Below are 3,444 nucleotides of genomic sequence, written 5' to 3'. Positions count from 1 at the left end.
AATCCTCATTTCTGCACACATTTTTTGTGCATAGTGCGAAATATAATATATTTCACACATAAGATTTGTGTCAGGTGTGCGCAGCCACAAATCCTGGATGTAAAAAATCTTGCATATGTGGATTTTTCACACTATGTTTTCCCTCTTTGTTTAACATTCTGTAAAGTGTAATCTATACACTAATTATAATACCACTGTTTAAGCTCCATTGCATTCAAAAATTTATTTTGAAAATCCCTCTCATCAGCAAGTTCTATATGCCTTATATCACCTGTTATCCTCTCCATGTCCGAGATAAAACTGTCGTCAAATAATGCCCTCGCCGCACCGTTTCCTGCCGAGTTTCCTATAAATTCGATTTTATCAGGATAATCAGGCAGCAGTCCAAACGCCATTGCCGATGATGCATGAATAAATTTTCCAAAAACACCTGCTATCTTTATCCTGTCGATATCAGACATCGTTATGCCCGCCTTTTCAAGCAGTATCTCAACTCCAACCTGTATCGCCCCCTTCGCAAGCTGTACATTCCTTATATCCTTCTGTGTCACGACTATATTATTTTGTTCTGATAACACAAAATAATTTCCCGTTTTCTCATCACCGCCATAAAGACAGCCACACAGATTTATATTAACATTTGAAGCCATAGCTTCATCCTTCGTCAACAAATACCCGTCTTTTGTCAACACTCCCGCTTTCACAAACTCTGAAATGGCATCTATCAGCCCCGAACCGCAGATTCCCTTTGGATATCCATTTGTCCCGTCATCAAACATTCCGAGTATGATATTGCCATTTACCCTGCTTATCTTTACGGAATTTATCGCTCCCACACCAGCTCTCATTCCAGAACGGATTCCTTTTCCCTCAAATGCCGGCCCTGCCGCTGTGGAAGTAACATATACCTCACCTTTTCTGTTAAGGATTATCTCCGCATTTGTTCCTATGTCTATGGCAAGCTCATTTACATCTTTTTTATAGAGCTGCTCATTACAAAGAACCGCCGCTGCGTCTGCCCCGACATGTGAATGTATATTCGCAAGCACAATAACCTCAGGTATATCATATATTTTAAAGCCTATATCACCTGAATTTATTTTTACAACGCCTTTGTACGCCATACTAAAAGGTGCACCTTTAAGCCCTGTTACATCCCTGTTCAAAAATATATGACACATAGTCGTATTTCCGACAACTGTCATCCTGTCAATAACATATGACATTTCTTCTGATATATTATCATGTATTATCTTTTTAAGTATCTGTTCTATCTGTTCTATTATCATATCGTGTAAAAGCTGCTCTTTTCCATTTACACAATGCATTATCCTCATCATTACATCAGTGCCGTACTTCGTCTGACAGTTTGTCTGAGTCATATTTCCTACACAAGTACCGCTACCCATATCAAACAGACCAACTGCAATGCTCGTCGTTCCTATATCAACCGCAGCCCCAAGTTTTATATCATCTGTCTTTTTTAAAATTTCAACCCCATTTGTCTTGTCTGAAACATACGATACAGACTTTTCCGATGCAAATCTTTCTTTCCTGATAACTACCATATATCCTCTCTGTTTTATATAAGATAAAATACTCCTATATCATGAAAAAGGAACCGCCATAAGGCGATTCCTTACTTTTACAGTCCACTGTGTCTATTTAGCATAATCTGTAACTCTGGATTCCCTGATTACATTAACTTTAATCTGGCCAGGGTATTTTAATTCTTCCTCAATCTGCTTTGAAATATCCCTTGCAAGTAATACCATATCGTCATCACTTATCTTATCAGGAACAACCATGACGCGCACCTCTCTGCCCGCCTGGATAGCAAATGATTTCTCAACACCCTTAAAGCTGTTTGAAATATCTTCCAATTGTTTCAATCTGTTTGTATATGTTTCTAAAGTTTCTCTTCTTGCCCCTGGTCTTGCAGCAGAAATCGTATCTGCTGCCTGTACTATACAGGCAATAAGAGATTCCGGCTCAACATCACCATGATGTGCCTCTACTGCATTTATGACTACCTGCGATTCTTTGTACTTACGGCAAAGGTCTGCACCAATCTGTACATGGGTGCCTTCCATCTCCTGGTCAACACTCTTTCCTATATCATGCAGTAATCCTGCTCTCTTTGCTGTACGGACATCTACGCCAATCTCGCCTGCAAGAAGACCTGCAAGGTGGGCAACCTCTATCGAATGATTAAGTGCATTCTGTCCGTAACTCGTCCTGAATTTCATCTTTCCTAAAAGACGGATAAGTTCAGGATGGATACCATGCACTCCTACCTCCAATGTGGCGGCTTCACCTTCCTCACGCATCATCGATTCAACTTCTTTCTGTGCCTTTTCGACCATTTCCTCGATTCTTGCCGGATGGATTCTTCCATCAACAATAAGTTTTTCAAGTGCGATTCTTGCAACTTCCCTTCTCGCACCGTCAAATCCAGATAAAACAACTGCCTCCGGTGTATCATCGATAATAAGATTTACACCAGTGAGAGTTTCAAGAGTACGGATATTTCTTCCCTCTCGTCCAATGATTCTACCTTTCATTTCATCATTCGGAAGCTGCACAACTGATATGGTCGTCTCAGCAACATGATCTGCCGCACATCTCTGAATGGCTGTGACAACATAATCTTTTGCCTTTTTATCAGCTTCCTCTTTAGCTTTCTTGTTAAGCTCCTTAACAAGAACTGCCGTCTCATGTTTTACATCTTCTTCAACAGATTTTAATAGATATTCCTTCGCTTGTTCAGTAGTCAGACCTGATATCTTTTCAAGTTCCTGCAAATGACTTTCCTTAAGTTCATCAAGCTCTTTTTTCTGCTTGTCAAGTTCAGCATTTTTTACATTCAGCTTAACTTCCTTCTTTTCAAGTACATCTGACTTTTTATCCAGAGCTTCCTCCTTCGACAATACGCGTTTTTCATATCGCTGCAACTCAGCTCTTCTCTCTTTGGATTCACGCTCAATCTCATTCTTAGTCTTGATCGCTTCTTCCTTTGCTTCAAGAAGTGCTTCACGCTTCTTAGTCTCAGCAGTTTTCAAAGCATCATCTATAATTCCCCGTGCTTTTTCCTCTGCATTTCCAACCTTTACTTCCTCGCTCTTTTTATAATTTGTAATAGCGACATTTTTCGTAATAAGCGCTGTGGCGATAATCCCAACCAATAGAAGCACAATGATTATAATAATAACCACTGGTAAGCTAACCATCGAACAGGAGCACCTCCTTATAAATATTCATTGTAATGTATATAATATAAACAGCTATATAGCAATCAAAGAAAACTATCCATATTACATACTACAACATATCAATTTTATACTTTTTCCATGAGACTGTCAAGAATGAACTGACAATAAATTAGCGTCAAACGGATATTCACAATCCGCTTTGCTACTTGCTCATAACACTATTAGCTGCTAT

Annotated in this window: 2 protein-coding genes; both read right to left on the bottom strand. The window is 39.3% G+C overall.

The genetic code is table 11. The annotated features are described in order from the left end of the window. Positions 1–179 precede the first annotated feature (179 nt). Positions 180–1,568 carry an ASKHA domain-containing protein gene (locus KQI69_RS08440; RefSeq protein ID WP_216564939.1) on the bottom strand — a complete coding sequence of 463 codons (1,389 nt, stop codon included), beginning with the start codon at positions 1,566–1,568 and terminating at the stop codon, positions 180–182. 93 nt (positions 1,569–1,661) lie between these two features. Continuing rightward, entirely contained in the window at positions 1,662–3,230 is a 1,569-nt protein-coding gene (gene rny, locus KQI69_RS08435) for a ribonuclease Y (protein WP_216564938.1), read from the bottom strand. Positions 3,231–3,444 lie beyond the last annotated feature (214 nt).

The sequence above is a fragment of the Eubacterium sp. MSJ-13 genome (genome assembly GCF_018918235.1).
GTDB lineage: Bacteria > Bacillota > Clostridia > Lachnospirales > Lachnospiraceae > Butyribacter.
Note: the sequence above shows the minus strand (reverse complement) of the source record. Positions and strands in the feature narration are given on the sequence as shown.